The 17203-nt window shown below is 47.6% G+C and carries 18 protein-coding genes and 2 tRNA genes; 4 read left to right on the top strand and 16 right to left on the bottom strand.

Annotation, left to right across the window (positions count from 1 at the left end):
• Positions 1-178: 178 nt before the first annotated feature.
• Positions 179-637: a general stress protein gene (locus tag MH144_RS11835; RefSeq protein WP_239299998.1), complete on the bottom strand. Its 459-nt coding sequence runs from the start codon at positions 635-637 to the stop codon at positions 179-181.
• A gap of 232 nt (positions 638-869) precedes the next feature.
• On the opposite strand from MH144_RS11835, the gene MH144_RS11830 reads away from it, so the two are divergent.
• On the top strand, positions 870-1106 hold the full coding sequence (locus MH144_RS11830) for a hypothetical protein (RefSeq protein ID WP_095290050.1): 237 nt from the start codon (positions 870-872) through the stop codon (positions 1104-1106).
• Between the two features lie 77 nt (positions 1107-1183).
• Here the strand turns inward: MH144_RS11830 and MH144_RS11825 are convergent, their stop codons facing one another.
• Together MH144_RS11825 and MH144_RS11820 are read right to left on the bottom strand one after the other, a co-directional pair.
• Positions 1184-1669, bottom strand: coding sequence for a NucA/NucB deoxyribonuclease domain-containing protein (locus tag MH144_RS11825; protein WP_239299996.1), 486 nt, complete (start codon positions 1667-1669; stop codon positions 1184-1186).
• 119 nt (positions 1670-1788) lie between these two features.
• Complete coding sequence (locus MH144_RS11820) at positions 1789-2943, bottom strand: sensor histidine kinase (protein WP_239299994.1); 1155 nt, start codon at positions 2941-2943, stop codon at positions 1789-1791.
• A gap of 290 nt (positions 2944-3233) precedes the next feature.
• On the opposite strand from MH144_RS11820, the gene MH144_RS30970 reads away from it, so the two are divergent.
• Together MH144_RS30970 and MH144_RS11815 are read left to right on the top strand one after the other, a co-directional pair.
• Entirely contained in the window at positions 3234-3422 is a 189-nt protein-coding gene (locus tag MH144_RS30970; RefSeq protein WP_343226058.1) for a DUF6199 family natural product biosynthesis protein, read from the top strand.
• Positions 3423-3591: 169 nt separating this feature from the next.
• Positions 3592-4389, top strand: a complete 798-nt coding sequence (locus tag MH144_RS11815) for an MFS transporter (protein ID WP_239299992.1) — start codon at positions 3592-3594, stop codon at positions 4387-4389.
• A 109-nt stretch (positions 4390-4498) separates the two neighbouring features.
• Here the strand turns inward: MH144_RS11815 and MH144_RS11810 are convergent, their stop codons facing one another.
• The 5 genes from MH144_RS11810 to MH144_RS11790 form a co-directional block, all read right to left on the bottom strand.
• On the bottom strand, positions 4499-4828 hold the full coding sequence (locus MH144_RS11810; protein WP_239299990.1) for a DUF1904 family protein: 330 nt from the start codon (positions 4826-4828) through the stop codon (positions 4499-4501).
• A 169-nt stretch (positions 4829-4997) separates the two neighbouring features.
• A complete protein-coding gene (locus MH144_RS11805) occupies positions 4998-5123 on the bottom strand; it encodes a sporulation protein YjcZ (RefSeq protein WP_095359426.1) in 126 nt (41 codons plus the stop codon).
• Between the two features lie 101 nt (positions 5124-5224).
• Entirely contained in the window at positions 5225-5890 is a 666-nt protein-coding gene (locus tag MH144_RS11800) for a hypothetical protein (protein WP_239299988.1), read from the bottom strand.
• A gap of 38 nt (positions 5891-5928) precedes the next feature.
• Positions 5929-7482: a tetratricopeptide repeat protein gene (locus MH144_RS11795; RefSeq protein WP_239299986.1), complete on the bottom strand. Its 1554-nt coding sequence runs from the start codon at positions 7480-7482 to the stop codon at positions 5929-5931.
• A gap of 197 nt (positions 7483-7679) precedes the next feature.
• Positions 7680-8105: a hypothetical protein gene (locus MH144_RS11790; RefSeq protein WP_239299984.1), complete on the bottom strand. Its 426-nt coding sequence runs from the start codon at positions 8103-8105 to the stop codon at positions 7680-7682.
• A gap of 266 nt (positions 8106-8371) precedes the next feature.
• Between MH144_RS11790 and MH144_RS11785 the strand changes: the two genes are divergently transcribed.
• Positions 8372-9043 carry an SOS response-associated peptidase gene (locus MH144_RS11785; RefSeq protein WP_239299982.1) on the top strand — a complete coding sequence of 224 codons (672 nt, stop codon included), beginning with the start codon at positions 8372-8374 and terminating at the stop codon, positions 9041-9043.
• Positions 9044-9129: 86 nt separating this feature from the next.
• Here MH144_RS11785 and MH144_RS11780 read toward each other — a convergent pair.
• The 8 genes from MH144_RS11780 to MH144_RS11745 form a co-directional block, all read right to left on the bottom strand.
• A tRNA-Ile gene (locus tag MH144_RS11780) sits at positions 9130-9203 on the bottom strand.
• Between the two features lie 56 nt (positions 9204-9259).
• Positions 9260-9333, bottom strand: a tRNA-Met gene (locus MH144_RS11775).
• Positions 9334-9404: 71 nt separating this feature from the next.
• The gene (locus MH144_RS11770; protein ID WP_164764226.1) at positions 9405-9569 is read right to left on the bottom strand and encodes a hypothetical protein; all 165 of its coding nucleotides are present in this window, start codon (positions 9567-9569) and stop codon (positions 9405-9407) included.
• Between the two features lie 146 nt (positions 9570-9715).
• Positions 9716-11164 carry an ABC transporter substrate-binding protein gene (locus tag MH144_RS11765; RefSeq protein WP_239299980.1) on the bottom strand — a complete coding sequence of 483 codons (1449 nt, stop codon included), beginning with the start codon at positions 11162-11164 and terminating at the stop codon, positions 9716-9718.
• A gap of 20 nt (positions 11165-11184) precedes the next feature.
• Positions 11185-12048 (bottom strand): ABC transporter ATP-binding protein, encoded by an 864-nt coding sequence (locus MH144_RS11760; RefSeq protein WP_127537808.1) that lies wholly within the window; start codon positions 12046-12048, stop codon positions 11185-11187.
• A 2-nt stretch (positions 12049-12050) separates the two neighbouring features.
• A complete protein-coding gene (locus tag MH144_RS11755) occupies positions 12051-14975 on the bottom strand; it encodes an ABC transporter permease (protein ID WP_239299978.1) in 2925 nt (974 codons plus the stop codon).
• The gene (locus MH144_RS11750; RefSeq protein WP_239299976.1) at positions 14975-16090 is read right to left on the bottom strand and encodes an efflux RND transporter periplasmic adaptor subunit; all 1116 of its coding nucleotides are present in this window, start codon (positions 16088-16090) and stop codon (positions 14975-14977) included. The genes MH144_RS11755 and MH144_RS11750 overlap by 1 nt, the downstream gene beginning before the upstream one ends.
• Complete coding sequence (locus MH144_RS11745; protein ID WP_239299974.1) at positions 16053-16976, bottom strand: ABC transporter ATP-binding protein; 924 nt, start codon at positions 16974-16976, stop codon at positions 16053-16055. Before MH144_RS11745 ends, MH144_RS11750 begins: the two co-directional genes overlap by 38 nt.
• Between the last annotated feature and the right edge of the window lie 227 nt (positions 16977-17203).

Here is a 17203-nt window from a genome sequence, read left to right as displayed (position 1 = left end):
AAAATGTGAAAAGGCACTACCAGCGTCAGCTGGCAGTGCCTAGAAAGTCCGAGTTGCGGTCCCGGACTTTCTATAAACCATCTATATTAAGGGAGGTGTGAGATCATAATACCGCCCCAACATTAAAGAAACCTAAAATCAGGCTTAAATTAAACTAAAAAGTTGCAAGAATCCTGTTCTATGCATCTTTCTCCTTCACAATGGGTGCAATGCGGGCAGCATCTTCCTCACTACATTCCACCACGATAAGGAAGTGATCCTGAAGAAGCCACTGCTCATAGTACTGGGCATCTTCTTCGGCAATGCCGGCTTCTGCCAGAGTAAGGACGAGATCATCCGTTTCTCCTCCAATTTCATTACCAGCCAATCGGCGAACCGCTTTGCCCGCAGAGATCGTCTGGTCCATGCGTTTTCCCAATGCTGCGAGCACACCCTTAAAGACACCAAGTGCACCATCTGATCCCGCACCCTTCAACGGTTTGTCCAAGCCAGCTTTTTCGCTGATCAAATCGAGATCCAAATGCTCCTTCGCCACAACCCCCATCGCATCCGTTTCCACCCCTGCTTCCTTGAGCTTGTTAAGCATGATAATCGCCTCGTTCTCTGTTTGAACCAGTCCAACCAGTAATTGTGTCATTCCGTTCCCTCCCTAATAGCACATGTTATAACCCAAAATGTTTAATACCTATTGGATCAAGACTAAAAAAAAAAAAAAAATCTATTCCATAAGTCAATTCACCTAAACCTGAAGGATTTAATTCTTTCTGGAAATCCATACCTAGTTCTGATAGACTAGATAAAGAAGCCAAATTAACCATTGAAATTATTGACATATTAAGCAACCATCTCATAACCAGGAGCAATGTCTTATGAAAAAAGAGGTAGAAATTGCCATTCGTCGTAATCAACAAATTGTAGTTCGCAATACCAGTGGTCAAACGGTGACCGGATTTCCCGAGCGTTCTGCTGACTCATCCATTCTTACCCTGCGTACGGTCCAGGGAAACCTTTGGATTCCTTTTGATGAGGTTGAGCAGGTTACTCGCATACTGAGTATCCGTTCTCATCATATGAAGGGCCTGCAGTTGAGTATTGCAGATCTGTAGCTCCATCGCTGACCAAACCAAAAACCAGACCCTCACAGGTCTGGTTTTTGGTTTGGTCTATGGTCTGAATGTTCAAGCTACTTCACAACAAACTTCACCCGTGTTCCATCCGGATATGTACTCAGCTGATTACCAACCCATGAACCCGCTCCACGGTTGTCCTTGGGCGTAATGTACTCGATATCTGCATTTGACCCGCCTTCAGCACACATGGCCATTGGCCACTCATCCCGATCCTTCCCTTTCTTCACGGGTACACCCTTGAGTGACAGATCGCGATTGGCGTCTGCGCCTTCACGATCAATCGTGCATACATCCGAGTGCCCTGCCTTGATGGCGTCCTTGATATGCTTCGCCGTCTCCGGATACCGAGCAGAGGGAAAGGTGATAGTATGATCCACGCCCTGACTGCTCCCATTAAACGGCGATGGCAGATCGAGCGGCAATTCTCCCTCGAACCAGGCAAAGACAGCCAGAACCATCAGCGTTACCAGCGTAATAAACGATTTCTTAAGATTGCTCCAACCTTTGTTTTTCTTCTTCCTTGTGCGCTTTCTCTTCATGCTGTCTCCCCCGTTCCCTCTTGCATTATACCAGAACGTTCGTTCGTGAAACAATACCAAAAAGACAGTCCGCATCACCCCGAACTGTCTTCTTTCCGTTTATTCTTATTAACCGCTTGTTATCCCACATTTGGGATAACCTGCTGCCTTAAAAGCGGTAGTGTCACATGGAAGTGCGTTCCCTCCCCTGGTACACTCTCTACAGCAATATCCCCCTGCATCAATTCAAGCAGTTCCTTACAGATGGTCAATCCCAGTCCACTACCACCAAATCTGCGGGCATGAGAGACATCTGTCTGGGTAAAAGCCTCAAATAACTGATGTAACTTCTCTTCGGGAATACCGATTCCCGTATCACTTACGGAGAACAACAAGGTAACGGTGTCCCCGTGTTGTTCCTTCACATCAAGCTGCAATAACACTTCACCTTGCTCCGTGAACTTAATTGCATTGCTTAACAAGTTATCCAGTACCTGACGCAAACGTAACGGATCTCCGACCAAAACGTCCGGTACCTGCATGTCAGCCTGACAGCGCAGTTGAACCTTTTTCTGTTCAGCCGCAGGCTCGTGTGTTCTAACGATCTGTTGAATGAGCTTAAGGGGCTGGAATTCGACCTGCTCAACTTGCATCTTGCCGCGGCCCAGCTTCGCCATGTCAAGGCTGTTATTCACAATATTCAGCAAGGCTTCACCGGACTGACGGGCAAGGTCCAAATATTCTTTTTGCTCCTCACTGATCTCACCCATGCTCGTTAACTCGATCATGCCCATTATTCCATTCAGCGGTGTGCGCAGTTCATGATTTAATTTCCCGATAAACTCCAGATGTCCCCTGCTGTTCATCTCCGCCATCCTGGCCGCCCTGCGAAGCTGCTCTTCGGCATATTTCCGTTCAGAAATGTCATATTGGATGCCAACAAAGAAGAGACACTGTCCTTCATCATCAAATATGGGATCAATGTTCAATTCGTTCCAGAATTGTTGACCACTTTTGGTATAGTTTAAAATATCGATTTTAATGGACTCCTGCCGATTAAGAGCCTTACGGATTTTGCTTACAGTCTCGGAATTCGTATCCCTGCCCTGAAGGAATCGGCAGTTCTGTCCAACCACTTCTTCGGAGGTATATCCTGTCAGAGCAGTGAACTGTTCATTGACATAGATCAATGGTTGCTCTGGTGAAGTTGCATCGACCACAGTTACGGAAGATTTAAGCTTGGATATTAAAAACTCCCACTGAATGGGTATGGAGTGCTTATTTTGGATGCTCATGCTTCCCCTCCTGTTTCTTATGGTCCGTATCGTCAAATGCATATAAAATTAAAATGATAACAATTGGGTATTGGATCAACCGAAATCAATATATTTAATTGTAACACAGTTATTCAAATGATGTGGTTTGTGGGTAAAATACGCTTAACTCACACTAATCCGTCAGGAGGAAAACATCATGAAATTTCTGTTGATTGTTATTATTGTTATTCTGGTATTGTATTTCTTCACTAGACGCAGACGTCGTTAATTTCGATTCGGGTCATGCAAACAAGGAAGGAAGATTGGGCATGAGAACCCTCTTTTTTATTTTCATGACACTTTGCATTATCAATCTCTGCTTTCCCAAGTTCGGATGGTATCTCCGTTATGGATGGATTTCCAGGGGAGAGTCCGAACCCAGTAAGCCTTATATGACATTCACCCGAATGACCAGTTTGGTTATGCTGTTTATTGCTTTTGCACTCGCATCAGCTTGAAGAGCATATACTTATGAAGCAGTTGTCTATCCGGATAACTGCTTTTTGAGCTATCAATGAACAGAAAATGATAATTTTATTTGTGGTGCATTGCCCTCCATCCCTTTACTATTAGTATTGTTATTCAGCAAGTACTGAATATATATGAACCTAGAAAGGGCATCTATGCATGAACATCATTTTCTATCCATACTGGGCTGCGAAGACACTCCTATCCTTTATTCATGTATTATATATCATGGTTATCACTTTACTGGTCTATGGACAGACCGGATCGGTACTCTATGCCGCACTATTTCCGTTCATTCAGATGACGACACGAATTGTGGCAGCATTAACCTCTCCCTGGCTTGTGAGACGTTTCGCTGTGGCCAAACTGCTTATCGGCATTCCAGTAGCTAAGACGCTTATGTTCACCGGAATTGCCATAACGCTTACTTACCTGACTTTACATATCCAGGTCTTACTGGCCGTTATCACCGTTCTTTCCTTACTGGAGGGCTGGGAATCGCTGGTGCTTGACACAATCACCCCCCGCCTTGTACAACACGAAGAGCTCGCAAAAACGAAACGCCTGTTATCCTTCTCCAGCCAGACCGCAACCATAGTTGGTTATGCGATAGCCGGTTTCGTTGTCAGTCACTGGGGAGCTTCACAGATATTCTGGGCGGCTGCAGCCATGTCATGGGCTAGCTTGACGCTTATGTTCGCCATCACTTTACTTTTGGACGACACTACTGAAAAGAAGGACCCTAGATATCCTAAACGCCCTAAACGAAATATCCTTCGGGAGGGCTTGCTAATGACTGCAGCCTTCAGCGTGTCTGCGATCTTGTTTGGGTGGGTTGCAGATGAGTCGGGGATCTGGCTGGTCTATCTCATCGGAGGAGCCATGGTCATTCTTTCATCCATGTTCTCATCCGGACTGATTCAAGCACGCCAGCAGCGCCGTTCTATCCGAGCATAGGCATTTTTAACTATAAAAAAACGAGCAGATCTCTGCTCGTTCCAGGCTGTTCCGAACATTGGCGGAACAGCCCTATTTTTGTAAACCATATGCACAGTCGTATCGTTACTTAATCTAACGGGTAATCGGTTAGCGGCTTGCCTTGCTTGTAATATAAAGTCGGTGACAGGATGTTGAAGAAAATATGAGCATCAGAAAGACCTTCGTCTGCCAGAATACCATGAATGGAAGATGCGATGCGGTTATGAATCTCCTGATCACGCTGGAACATCAAGATCTCAACCGAGGCGGGAGATGGAGTAAGGGCTTGTACATCATAACGCTCTGCCTTCAATCTTTCTCGTGGAATATTACATATGAGAGCCATCTGCTCAGTAATCCGGGGGACAGTTTCCTCCAATTGGTGACCTGTGAATCCTCTAAAGCGAATAAACGGCATTACGATCCCTTCAATCTCTAATTTAGTGTCTTATGTGATTTTAAGCACATTGTTTTCGCTTGTCAAATGTAAGGCTCGCTGCTGCTTACTTCTCTAATCCATAGGAAAGGCCCTGCCGAGTTCTCAGCAGAGCCTTGAATGATTCTTCCGTTTCATTACCAGATACGAATTAACACCAGAACGATTTTGTGATGATAACGAGCAGAATGAAGAGTACCAGAATTGCCGCAGTAGAAGTACACATACCGTATCCTACTCCACCAACATTGTTACAACCGTATCCGACTTGACTCATTTGATTGGCCTCCTTTGAATTTCAAGATATGCCATAACATATGCCAAATCAGTACAAATGACCGGGCATATCCCCAATCTGCTACGCCCAAAACAAATTAACTATTCCAGGCAAAATACACTGATATTCAAGTCAGCCGCCTTCCAGTCCTGCCCTTTCCCCACTGACTTCAGCTCAATAACGCGTGAGCGAGTATCATTTCTCGATTCGATCAGAATATCGCCATTCGGAGCAACGCAGTAGGCTATTGGAATACTGATGTCCGAGTCCCGATAAGCTCCGTCAGCATGGCTTGTCCCCATGATCACACACTGCTCCGCAATCGCAATCTGCCGCGCCTCTTCCAGCCATTCCGTATATTGCTCCTCACTGAACATCCCAACACCAATGGAATGCATGATCAGATGCACCTGCCCATCAAATTCCTTACGAAAACCTTGCCGCACCAATTCGTCACACAACAAAGTACTGATTAACCAGCCAGCCTCCTCAACCGTAGTGGCAGGTGTGTATTTAGCCTTTTCAAGCACGATGTCTCCAGCCTTATTCATAATAATCGCTCGATCCTTGGGTCTCTCATCCAATCTGCGGTGTCCGGATACAATTATCGTTTCATACTTCGCGGCCAACCTGCGTGCCTCTTCCACATTCTGATTCAGATAACCCTCTGGGTACAGCACAATATCTACTTCAGGATTGAAACTAAGCTCTCTTTCCAATTGGTCAAGGGCTTGCTCCAGTTTCGGTTGTCCAATCAGGATTTTCATCTCATGTGGTCCCCCGTTCATGAATAAAAGAATAACGATCAGCTTTCCAAACTTTGAAGCAACGAACGCGCTTCTTCATGATCAGGCTCCATCACAAGTACTTCTCGGGTGTAATTCAAGGCTTCGTTTTCAAGCTCCAGTTCATAACAGCATACGGCCAAATCATACAATACTGCCGTGCTGCGCTTCACTTCATCTGCGTCCAGAGCGAGTTCAAGAAAATGTTTCGCGTCCTCATACATTTCCATTTCATTCAACAATTGCCCTGCTACAAATGCAATATCCCCCATCTGTTCCATGGTGTAATAGGAGGACCACATGATCTGAATTCCATGCTGGATATCCAACATCTCTTCATCACTTGCCTCAGGAAGGAGATCAGATATTCTCTGGGCACTATGTATCAAAAATTCGGCATCATACCCGCCCAAACGCCAAAAGGGCAAGAGCTGCTTAAGTTCCATTCTGCTTAGCTGATGGTCGAACCATTCTTTTATACTGAAGAAGTCATCTGGTCCAAAACGCTCAATCTCTCGCAGGTATGCCAGTCTTATATTTACGTAGGTCATTGGCTCTTCTACCATCAACATACATCCGATATTCAGATCTTTGTAATGATGTGATGTAAAACGAACATGAGCTCCTCGCTGCTCATAAACATGTTGAATGGCATGATAGTTCGCCGTTAATGAGAAGCTGCCATGAAGAACAAATTCAGGTGGCTCTGCAAACTTCCAATTATCCAGTCGATGATCCCCTTTATCAGCTGTGATTAGCACAAACCCGGATTGGGATAATGTCTCCAGTCGTTCCAGGCAAGCAAGTCCCGCGACCGGAAACAAAATATGAGAGTCTTCCAGTTCTTCCTGGTATATTGAGATAACATCTCGATACGGAAAGTCCGGTTTACTGTACTCCGGTGCAGGACGATACACATAACTCAGCTCCATGTTTTTCAACATTTCATTAGGTTGAAGGTTCGTGGAGATATCGGCGTTCGAGATCATAACATCACATTCAAAGATCTGTCCTTCACCGACATATATTAATTCTTGAGGAATGCTGTCAAAGAAGTAGTTGGCAATAATCAGTATTGGCTGACTCAGCTCACCCGGGCGAATAACCGTATCAGCTACCGTCAAATTTAATTCCGTGTCCTGCATGGCATCAAATTGCGCAAAATCAAGCAATCCTTGCTGAATCAACGGCTGCATGGACGGATGATTCCTCCACCCCGTAACATTGTCAGCGGCAAGATCCGTCATTACATAACGGAAGGATGGCAGCGTTGTTGCAGCATAGTCCCTGAGCTCGCATAGTTTGGTCAGAATTTGAAAAGCCAAGCGTCCTACGCCAGCACCTAACTCTAGTATGGTTACCGTCTCTGATATCTGTCCCTTGGCAGCCAAGTCTTGAAGAAAGCCAAAGATCATTTCCGCGTATGCAGTCGCAATCATGGGATTGCTTGTAATATATTGTGGAACCTGATTATCCGTCCAAGCCTGCAACCCCTGTTGTTCGTAATACGCTCGCTGCCATTCCCATACGGGAGCCTCACTGAAGCGGAAGCGCTGTCCATCGTTTTCAATCATGTCATCTAAAACCCGCTTTCTATCCATGAATTCATTGGTTTTCATTATATCATAAGCGTGCCACAACCCAAGAAACTCAGTCCTCCCCCAACTATAAAAAAGCCTGCCTTATCAGGCAGGCAGTGATAACCCCAAACTACTTCGATCTCGGTCATCATTTTGATAGCTCTTTTGAACCTCAGCAAGCAGGTACGCGATTAGTCGGAGTACAATGCTCCATCAAAGTTCTCAGGGCCTACACGAACCGTACCCAGCAAGTTCGAGCTGATAAAAGCAGTGTACGTCAGTTGCGGAAGAACCGGTGGGTTGTAGTCATCCGCGGAGAACGTAATAACCTGAGGTGCCAGAACGCTCAAGCTGAATGTAGACGTTGCGGAGTATACAATCGGATCCGTTGGAGCGGTACCACGCACTACCGTAATCGTGATTCCAACGAGTGCCAATGGAAGTTGCACGGATACCGTACCTTTCATCTGCACACGCGGATTCGCTCCCATGCCAGCCGTCGTTACCAAGCCAATCTGTCCAAACAATTGCGGCGTATTTGCTACAAGAATAGGAACAGCAATGGAGTTAGCCAAACTGGCATTCTGCGAGGTTCTCGCATCAATAAATTGACTCATGAAATCTACCTCCTATAGTTGGAATAGGATAGTATATGCGAGATACTAGAGATGGCATGGACAGACAAGGATATCCGAAAAAAAAGGGCACCTCATCATCTGCTGCTTCCATTTTGATTAGACCCGCTCTGAAACTGTGCAGGAGGATCTGCCTTCATCGTTCTGAGCGAGGATCAGACAACCGTCCGGCTCATCTAATTTTTACCGTGTTTAATCCCTCAATAGTATGATTAAATATGGTAATGACCGTTTAGGAGGTGATTCGTATGTGTGGCAGATTTACTATAACTGACCCTCTAGAGGAATTAATGGACAGGTACATGGCTTCCATAAGTGATGACTACGAGTACCAACCCAATTATAATGCTGCACCCATGCAGCATATCCCAGCCATCATTGGAAGCTCCCAAGGAAACCGTCTGGGTTCCCTTCGCTGGGGCCTCGTCCCTACGTGGGCCAAAGACGACAAGATCGGAAATAAGATGATCAACGCACGTGCAGAGACATTAGACACGAAACCTTCGTTCAAACGCCTCATCAGCTCCAGACGCTGCATCATTCCCACGAATGGCTTCTATGAGTGGAAGAAGGAAGGGACGCATAATCAGCCTCTCCGTATTCTGCTGAAGGACGAACGAATCTTCTCCCTCGCTGGATTATACGACATTTGGGCAGACTCGGAAGGCAACAAATTGAGTACATGCACCATTATCACTACTGAACCTAACGAATTGATGACAGACATACACAATCGGATGCCGGTTATTCTACACCCACAGGATGAAGAAGAATGGCTGGATCGAAATCATAACGATGTTCCTTCCCTGCTCGCGCTTCTGAAGCCGTATAAAGCTTCTGAAATGAGGGCCTATAAGGTCTCCAGGGATGTGGGGAATGTCAGAAACAATTCGGAAGAACTGTTGAAGGAAGTGGATTAGCAATAGCGACCATTATTCCATAAGTTAAACGCCATATATAAAAAAGGACAGAAAAAAACCCTTGCTGCGCAAGGGTTTTAAGAGAATGGGCCCTGAGGGACTCGAACCCCCGACCAATCGGTTATGAGCCGACCGCTCTAACCAACTGAGCTAAGGGCCCTAGACATAATGTATAACGTGCAGATGATGGCTGTGAATCATCCAAGTGAAACTAAATTGCGGGGGCAGGATTTGAACCTGCGGCCTTCGGGTTATGAGCCCGACGAGCTACCGGGCTGCTCCACCCCGCGTCAGTAAAAAATATTAAAACAGCGACTTAATTAATATACACCATGCTACCCTAATAAGTCAAGGGGTAATGTCAGGGAATAAAACGAACGCCATATCTTCCTCTTTTTGAACGATATACTTCTACTTCTGCTGGTTCATTATGACCGTAAATCCACCCATCCTGCTCCATACGTTTGGCAAGACATCCTGCCTGAAATTTAGTTGCATATAGCTTGCTGAAATATACCCAGCGCATCCTTCTCTTCCTTTCCGGAGTTATAATTCATCTCTGCTTGTTGTAGAATACCCCATTTCCCAAAAAAATAGCCGCCAGAGGTTGAAAACTCCAGCGACTATTTTGTGCTATGCCAATATCGAACCTGTCTATTTCCTTGTTAAAGCTTAAAACGTGGCCTTTGGATCTTTCTTCAACTTCTCTAACATTTCATTACCTTTGGCTGCCCACTCACCAAGCGCTTCTTTTGGCGTCTTCTTGTTCTCAAGCACCTGAGTGAAGTATTCCATGCCTTTCTCGCTCACTTGCCAGAGGCTCGGCATTTTTTGGTACAGTTTATCCAGGTTAGTATTGGTAGGAGGCACAGGCTTCAACGTATAGAACGCCTGGATATTGTAATCCAAACCGTCCTTCGGTTTAATGAAGCTCTTGCGGGATACCATCTCGTAGCTGCTGCGTGCCTTAATCTTAGCCCAATCTTCGCTGTTCATATATTTGATCAATTCCCAGGCATCATCCGGATTTTGAGCGGAACTATTGATCGCCATTAGGCTGCTGAGATAGATATTGCCACCAATTTCAGGCGCTTCCGGATGTACCGGTGGTGTTACCACGTCCCAGTCCACCTTGGTGAAGCCTTCCATTTTATCTGCATTTTTGTTTGCGTCAATTAATTGGTTGATGTAGCTGTAATCCCCAATAACCATAGCTGCCTTGCTGCTGAGGAACAGATCGCCTTGAAGCGGGTTATAACGTCCGTTCGGATCCTGATCCTGTGGTTCGTCTCCTTTAGGGATGACTTTATCGATAGCAAGTTTGCTGATGGTACTCCATACTTTCTCCCATTGCGGCGAATCTACGGTCATTTTCTCTGCTTTGTCATCGAAGATCTTCAATTGCAGAGCACTGTAATATTGCTGCATGGTGTAGTAAGGCGAACCACCCTGGTACGTAGAGAATGAGAATCCGAACTCGTGATCTTTTCCTTCACCTTTGGTCAGACGTGTTGCCAGGTTGAAAATATCATCCCACGTCATGTTATCTGTAGGTGGCTCTACGCCTGCTTTTTGGAACATCGCTTTGTTATAGAACAGCGCAGACGAGGAGAAGGTCGGTGTCAGTGCATAGATGCTCTGATCTCCCAGATCCTTGATTCCTTCGATAACACTTGGCACAATATCACTGGTATCGAATTTATCCTCCTGCATCAGTGGGTCCAGCTGTTTCACCATATTCTCCTGGATGAGCGATTTGATTGTAGCCGTGTCAGCCACAACGACATCCACAGGATTATCGCCAGTCATGATTTTCTTCAGGTTTTCCAGGCTATCCGGCATTTCCTGCTGTTCTTCCTGATTGCCATAGCCATACATGCTGCCCTGATCTACTGCAGCCACCACTTCAATCGTTACATTTGGGTGTGTCAATTCAAATGCATCCGTAAACTGCTGACGGAAATAGCTGTCATCCTGGCTTCCCCACAATGTAGCCACACGCAATACACGCTGCTCTGTGTCCTTCGCCTCACTTGCTGTACAACCCGCAATCAGAGGCAATGCCAGACTGGCTGTAGCCAGCACAGCAAGCACACGTTTTCCCCAAAACCTGTTCTTCATCTCCCAATTCCCCCTCAAATTTATCTTGGCGGTGTAATCACAATACGCTCACCGTCAAATTCCAATGTTGCCCTGTTGTCAATGGCCAAGGCCTCCAAATACTCTTTGGGTACCTGAAGGCGTCCCGCCCGGTCAATAATGACAAAGGCTTCATGAATATCCGGTGCTCCCGCTTCAGATAATCCATGTTCATCATCCAGGTTCGGATTCCGTTTTACAAACTCGGTACTGGTCAAGCCATCACGTATCGCTACAATACGATCCACCTTGCCTGCAAGCGTTAGATCATGGGTAACAATAACGATCGTTACGCCCAGTTCCTTGTTCATTTTGCGAAAAATGTTCATGATCGTATCACAAGTCTCGGAATCGACCGAGCCTGTTGGTTCATCTGCAAGCAGAATCTTGGGACGATTGGAAAGCGAGATGGCGATAGCCACCCGCTGCTGCTCCCCTCCGGATAATTGATGCAGCTTGTTGTGCATCCGATCCTTCAGTCCAACCCATTCCAGCAGCTGCATCGCGTATGCGCGATCCCGCTTGCCCCCAAGAATCATGGGTGTTTCCACATTCTCCAGTGCCGTTAGATACGGCAGCAGGTTACGTCCGTTATTTTGCCAGATAAAGCCTACGGTATGACGTTTGTACTCTACTAGCTGGGCATCTGTCATTTTCAACAAATCCCAGTCTCCAACAACCGCAGTACCGGCCGTTGGACGGTCCAGTCCCCCCAGAATGTTGAGTAATGTGGATTTACCGCTGCCGCTATTGCCGATGATCGCCATCATTTCACCTTGATTAACAGTCAGGTTGAGACCTTGAAGGGCAACGACTTCCACATCACTGGATTTAAAAATTTTCACAAGTCCTTCGCATTGGATCACGTTTACCTCTCCTCTCCCATTTTGACCGCTTGGTGAACCCGCAATCTGCGAATCTGCCACAGCAGCATCGTTGCTCCAACAATCAGCATGACCACGGTTACGCCGTACAGCTGCAGCATGTCTTGTTGTTCAAATACAATCCGGAACGGAGGTACCTGTGCAGATACATTATCTGTCGTTTGCAGGAATGGCAGGAACAGACGACTGGATACCTGACCGATCCCGATACCGAGCAGAATGGAAAGACCTGCTGTGAACACTTGCTCCAGGAGCAGCATTCCGCTCAGCTGTGCACGTGATAATCCCATGGCTCTTAATACACCGAACTGTACAACACGTCCTGACAGGTTAAAGAACCAATACAGGATGTACCCAATCAGGGATATGATGACCGAGACCAGGAAGCCCAGACTCAGGATCCCGAACACACCGCCACGAGACGGATGTTTGCCCTGGGATACCAATTCTGTACGTACATCGCGTACGGAGGATAACTCAATGCCCTCTGCTGCCAGCTTCTCCATTAATGGAGCCACCTTGGCATCAGGTTCCATTTTCAGCCAGACCTCATATGGAATCAGCGGCACCTGATCATAGATATAGTCCAGATTGGCCACGAAGAATGGCGTCTGATCCGGATACTGTGCAGGCCAGTATGGGATAATGCCGAAAACCACGAATTCTATGGCCTGACCCTGAACGCCAATAGAGAGCAGATCTCCAGTTTTGAGTTTGAACTTATCTGCAAATTTGGATGAGATCAGCACTGCCCCTTCATACTTGCCTAACAAGTCAAGATACTTATATGGATGTGCCGGGAACAGGTCGTTACGGAACCACGCCACCTTAGCAAAATCCACATTATCAATCCCGACCAGCATACCCTGGCCGCCGGATTTGCCGGATACAATGATATTCCCTTTCGTCTGCAGCACTCTCGCTGCATGTTCCACACCGTCCAGTCTGCGGAATACTTCAAATGGAGGTTCGGAGTAAATGACTTTGGAGGGTTGTGAATTCCCACCGCCCCCACCTGGAGCACCTCCACCGCCATTGCCGCCTCCGGCAGCACCACCGCCACCAGAACCTCCGCCACCGTTTCCACCGCCTTGCTGACCTCCGCCTGAACCACCGTTCTGACCGGAACCGCCGGGCTTAACTTCAGGTGTTCCTTCCCATACCGTCTGCATAATGACATCGGAACCGTACCGGTACAGCGTACGCTCAGTGGAGTTCAGATCAATTGTCCGAGCTGCAGCCGAGTTGTACACGCCAAGCCCCAGTGTCAAAACAAGCAAGATCATCAACGGGTAGTAAGATGATGATGACCGCGACAACTGTGTCAGGGTCAAGTAGAGTGGAACCGGCAGGAATTTGCGCCCTATCCACTGAATGACCTTCAGAATCCACGGGAACAACCGCAGGAAGAACAAACCCAAGGCAAAGATCGCAAGCGCAGGTACAAAGAATAGAAACGGCTGCACCTGCAGCTGATCTGTCGTCATGCCCGTCTGGAACGTCAGCATCTGACGTTCATAGAACAGGTAGTATCCATATCCTGCAAGACCCAGCAGCAGGATATCCAGGAACCAACGCTGCCATACGGGAGCACGATCCGTACGTGCCTGGCGGCGCTTGGCCGAAACAATTGTCGCTCGTGCATAGGTTATTGCCGGAATAAGTGAAGCAATAATGGCTACAAGTACGGCGACAAGACCCAGCAGGATGGCTTCTTTGGACACACCGATCGGAATCGACTTGCGATCCACGAAGGACAGGAACCCACTGGCTGATCCGATGCTTTTGGCCATAAACCAGCCAAGCAATGGACCAATCACGAGCGCAATTGCCCCCAGAAAGATACCCTCCAGCAGATATAGGGAGAAAATTTGCCGTGCTGAAGCTCCGCGACTTCGCAATACCGCAATGTCACTTTCCTGCTTCTGCAGGGACTGCCTTGCATTCATCGCGATAAAATAAAAAACCATCGCAATCATCGGTGCTGCCAGTGTAAACAGCATCGTCTGCAGCTGCAGACTCTGACTGCGGAATTGCTTCAACAGATCACCAAAGGTGATATCTACCTTCGTATCCTTGAGCCGCTGGTACAGATCAATATCCAAACGTTCCAGCATGGAAGTCAGACCCGGCAGCTGACTGGTTTGGATTTCCTTCAGATCATACGCATAATACCAGCGCGAATTCTGAAGCGGGATTCCTTTTTCCTTCAGCAACACATCATTGAACACGGACTCATCCACATACAGTCCATTCATCATGCCGTCGAATCCCTGAACCCAATACAGACTGTTCAGATCATCTGCCTTGAAGGAACCGGTAATTTTGACACGCAGTGTTATATCAAGCCCGCTGTACACGGGGTATTCCAGAATATCACCGACATGCAGATCGTTCCGGTACATACCTTCTTCCAGCATAACCGCTTCAATAATGTCATCCTTCACTTGATTGCCTGGCTTCACGCCGGCAGTATAATTCACCTGTGCATCCAGCCCGCTCATCGTTCCGAGCGTCATGCTCCGAACCCGGCTGGCATCCACCTTGGTGGGATCCTCCGGATTCACCTCGGTGCTCCGAATGGATCTGGAATTCACATACGTATGAAATGGAAAACCGATATCGCGAGGCACATCCTCCCGAATATAGCGATCCACCTCATCTAGTCCACGCGTGTCGGTCTTAACCCCGCCCGGAGCTTGATAACTCATAAGTAACGAACCTGCAGGCAGCCCCTCACTGTTATCCTGCAGGGTCTGTGCCACCACCCGTTTCAGTGCACCGTCGGCATACATTGGAATACTGACGGTGAATGCTACCGCCACAATCAGTCCGATCAGTGTACTGAATGTCATCCAACGGGTGTTCCACATTTTCCGGAACAACAGTCTGAGCAATGGCAGCCCCATTAGCGGCCCACCACTTTCTGTCCAACGGTCAGACCCTTCAGAATCTCAACATCCGTAGACGTCTGCTGCCCCACTTCAACGTCCACTTCGCGCTTGCTGCCATCACTTTCAACGACCTGCACGTATGTTCGTGAACCGATGGAGCGCAGCGCCGATACAGGAATGACAACGGCATCCTCCGTACGCTGGGTTACAATCGACACTGACAGAGGGGTCCCGCGTTCCACACCCTTGGGCATTTTCGTCAGGGAGACGATAACATACTGGTCGAGGGTTTCTTTGACTGGCGGGGTGCCACCTTCACCTGAACCTCCACCGTTTCCACTTCCACTTCCAGCAGCCTCAGCAACAGGCATCACTTTAACTCTGCCGGATACCTTCCCCGCTCCATTGATGTCCACATCTGCCTTCATGCCAGCCGAGAATTTCTCCAGATCTTCCTTGGCAAATGTCGCTGCAACAACCAGATTTGACGTATCCGCGATCGTTGCAATCGGATCATAGGCTTTGACTGCTGCACCTTTCTCCACCTGAACCGCAATAATCGTACCTCCGAATGGAGCGGTCAGCGTCGCTTTACCTAACTGTTCCTCCAGATCAGCCAGTTCCTGGCGCAGTTCTTCAAATGCAATGGTGGCCTCTTCGAACTCCACCGGATCCATCTCATCTCGTTTACGAAGCGTTTCTTTCATTTGTACTTCAGATTTGCGAATCTGCAGCTTTTTGGCTCGAATTTCTTTTTCTACACTCTCCACGTCGAGCTCGGCTAGGAGCTGGCCTTTCTTCACTTTATCCCCCGGTTTCACGTTCAGTTCCTTGATGTGCATGCCGTCCAGCGTGAAATACACCTTCTCTTCCCGCTGACTCATCATTTTACCGCTGCCGCTAACCTTTTTTTCCAGCGTTTCTGTCCGGACTTCATATTCCGGCTTTTTGGAAATCGTAGGCGGCGTAATCGGCGGAAGTACTTCTTCCTCTGTTTCTGCCGGCAGCAAAGAGCAGCCTGACATCGTTGCAGCCATAATTGCACCAATCACAATAAGCGCTGCACGTTTCCCCCTTTTCGGAGCGGCCTCTTTACTTGATAAATCTGCCGTCCGCCATTTCATAAACATGGTCCGCAACCTCCAAAATCGTAGGATCGTGTGTTGTCATACATATCGTTACTTGTTCTACTTCAATAATATTGCGAAATACGGACATAACCTGTGCTCCCATCTTGGAGTCCAGCTCAGCTGTTGGCTCATCCGCAAGCAGCAGTCTGGGTCTATGCGCAATGGCCTTGGCGATCGCGACCCGTTGCTGCTCCCCCCCGGACATCTCAAACGGCCTGTGCTTCACCCGTTTGGTCAATCCGACCAGATCCAGGCAATGACCTACCCGGTCCTTCCATTCCGAGCGGGGCACATCTGCCATCCGCAATGACAGCTCCACATTTTCCCAAGCCGACAGCAAGGGCATCAGTGCATAAGCCTGAAAAATAAACCCGATTTCCTTACGCCGCAGAGCGGTCCGCTTCCGGTCACCCCAATCCTGCAAAGGCTGTCCGGAGAACAATATGTCCCCACTGGATGGTTGATCCAGCCCTCCAAGCATATTGAGAAGTGTCGTTTTGCCCGAGCCTGATCGCCCTTTCAGCATTACCAGCTGCTGCGGGTTGACTTCCATGTCGATGCCCTTGAGTACATGGATAATTCGGCTGCCCGTCTGAAAGCTCCGATGTACATTACGAACTTCCAACACAGGTCCATCGTATGGAGGCAGCAAGCTGGTTTTTGCCTTGGGCTGGGACTTCACTTCGGGTTCGGCAGCGGCAACGGCCACCTCATCCTGGTTTATTCCCTCACTTATGGATTGCGAGTCGATGGAAGGACGATCGGGCTCACTTATGTATGCCGAGGCTTCCTGCCCGGCTGTGTTCTGCTGTTCCGTGTGCCCTTTTGCATGCTTCCCTCCTGACTGGCTTTTGGCAGATTTCATACTGGAAAATAATTTCTTCATGCCAGCAATCACGCTCATCCTTTCTTAACATCCCAATCATTTCTTTAAGGGTACTAAAAATAGAAATCTATTCCATACTACACTGCATTATAAACGACCGATCCCAACTAAAAGTTACAAGCTTTTTACAACGTAGCCGGGAAAAAGTTAATATTTTGATGAACAAACGAAAAAAGCACCCCAACGTGCGGGATGCTTCTTGCCAATTCTATGAATTTGCCTCTGTA

The organism is Paenibacillus sp. ACRRY, from assembly GCF_022346995.1.
Classification (GTDB): domain Bacteria; phylum Bacillota; class Bacilli; order Paenibacillales; family Paenibacillaceae; genus Paenibacillus.
This window is presented reverse-complemented; position numbering and strand designations above follow the sequence as displayed.